The sequence below is a fragment of the Streptomyces sp. MnatMP-M17 genome (genome assembly GCF_900091995.1).
Classification (GTDB): Bacteria; Actinomycetota; Actinomycetes; order Streptomycetales; family Streptomycetaceae; genus Streptomyces.
Genome location: NZ_FMDK01000668.1, coordinates 1 through 2353 on the forward strand (window position 1 = coordinate 1; position 2353 = coordinate 2353).

1 protein-coding gene is annotated in these 2353 nt (G+C 70.4%); it reads left to right on the plus strand.

The features are described from left to right. Positions 1–2353: hydantoinase B/oxoprolinase family protein (locus GA0115259_RS27795; protein WP_093602137.1), on the plus strand; the 2353-nt coding region annotated here is incomplete at both ends.

Here is a 2353-nt window from a genome sequence, read left to right on the forward strand (position 1 = left end):
AGCCTGCCCACTTCCCGGCCGTGTTCGGCCCGGACGGCGACCGGCCGCTGGACGCCGAGGTGGTGCGGCGGCGCTTCGAGGAACGCGCCGAGGAGGTACGGAAGGCCACCGGCGTCAGTCGCACTCCCGAGGAGGTCGCGGCCGGCTATCTGGAGATCGCCGTGCTCAATATGGCGAACGCCGTCAAGAAGATCTCCGTACAGCGCGGACACGACATCACCCGCTACGCGCTCACCAGCTTCGGCGGCGCCGGCGGACAGCACGCCTGCGCGGTCGCCGACGCCCTCGGAGTCGACACGGTGATCGTGCCGCCGCTCGCCGGAGTACTCTCCGCGTACGGCATCGGGCTCGCCGACGCCACCGCCATGCGCGAGCAGTCCGTCGAGGACGAGCTGACCGAGCGGGCCCTGCGCCGGGTGCGTGAGCTGTGCGACTCCCTGGCCGGGCGCACCCGCGCCGAGCTGATCGCCGACTCCGTACCGGACTCCGCGATCAGCACGCGCGCGCGTGTGCTGCTGCGGTACGCCGGTACGGACGCCAGTCTGCCGGTCGCCCTGGACAGCGTCCCGGCCATGACGGCGGCCTTCGAGGGCGAGCACCGTGCGCGCTACGCCTTCACCATGGACAAGCCGCTGGTGGTGGAGGCGGTCTCGGTCGAGGCCGTGGGCACCTCGGGCGCGCATGTTCCGTACGCGCCCCGGCCTTCGGAGAGCCGGTCCGGTGAGGCGGAACCGTACGCCTCCGTAAGGATGTTCAGCGAAGGTCGCCTCCACGACACTCCGCTGTACCGCCGCGAGGAGCTGCGTTGCGCCGACACCGTGACCGGTCCCGCCGTGATCGCCGAGTCCGACGCCACGACCGTGGTCGAACCGGGCTGGCAGGCGCGCGCGGGCGAGCTGGGCCATCTGCTGCTCACGCGCGTACGGCCGCGTCCCTCGCGCGTCGCGGTCGGTACGGACATCGATCCCGTGCTGCTTGAGGTGTTCAACAGCCTCTTCATGGCGATCGCCGAGCAGATGGGCGTACGGCTGGAGAACACGGCCCACTCCGTCAATATCAAGGAGCGGCTCGACTTCTCCTGTGCGCTCTTCGACGCCGAGGGCAATCTGATCGCCAACGCGCCGCACATCCCGGTCCATCTGGGATCCATGGGCGAGTCCATCAAGGAGGTGCTGCGGCGCAACGAGGGCACGCTGCGGCCCGGTGATGTATACGCCATCAACGATCCGTACCACGGCGGCACGCATCTGCCCGATGTGACCGTCGTGACTCCGGTCTTCGACGAGGCGGGCGAGCGGGTGCGGTTCCTGGTGGCCTCGCGCGGCCACCACGCCGAGATCGGCGGTATCACACCGGGCTCCATGCCCGCCTTCAGCAGGACCGTGCACGAAGAGGGCGTGCTCTTCGACAACTGGCTGCTCGTCAGGGACGGCCGCTTCCGCGAGGCGGAGACCAGGCGACTGCTCACCACCGCGCGCCATCCCTCCCGCGATCCCGGCACCAATCTCGCCGATCTGCGCGCCCAGATCGCGGCGAACGAGAAGGGCATCGCCGAACTCGCCCGTATGGTCGACCAGTTCTCGATCGAGGTCGTACAGGCCTATATGGGACACGTACGGCGCAACGCGGAGGAGTCCGTACGCCGGATCGTCGCCGGGCTGCACGACGGCTCGTACCGCTACACGACCGACGGCGGCGCGGTGATCGAGGTGGCGCTGAAGGTCGACCGGGCGGCGCGCGGCGCGGTGCTGGACTTCACCGGCACCTCGCCGCAGCTCCCGGGCAACTTCAACGCGCCGAAGTCGGTGGTGATGGCCGCCGTGCTCTATGTCTTCAGGACGCTCGTGGCCGACGACATTCCGCTCAACAGCGGCTGTCTGGAGCCGCTGGAGGTCCGCGTGCCGGAAGGCTCGATGCTGGCGCCCGTCTATCCGGCGGCGACCGTCGCGGGCAATGTGGAGACCTCGCAGGCGGTCACCGGCGCGCTCTACGCGGCGCTCCAGGTCCAGGCCGAGGGCTCGGGCACCATGAACAACCTCACCTTCGGTAATGACCGGGTGCAGTACTACGAGACGGTGGCCGGCGGCTCCGGCGCGGGTGACGGCTTCGACGGCGCCGACGCCGTCCAGACCCATATGACCAACTCCCGGCTCACCGATCCCGAGGTGCTGGAGTGGCGCTTCCCGGTCCGCGTCGACGCCTTCGCCGTACGGGACGGCAGCGGCGGCGCCGGGCGGTGGCACGGCGGCGACGGTGTGGTGCGGCGCATCCGCTTCCTGGAGCCGATGACGGTGACGCTGCTGACCGGGCACCGTAAGGTCCCGCCGTACGGCATGGCGGGCGGGGGGGCGGG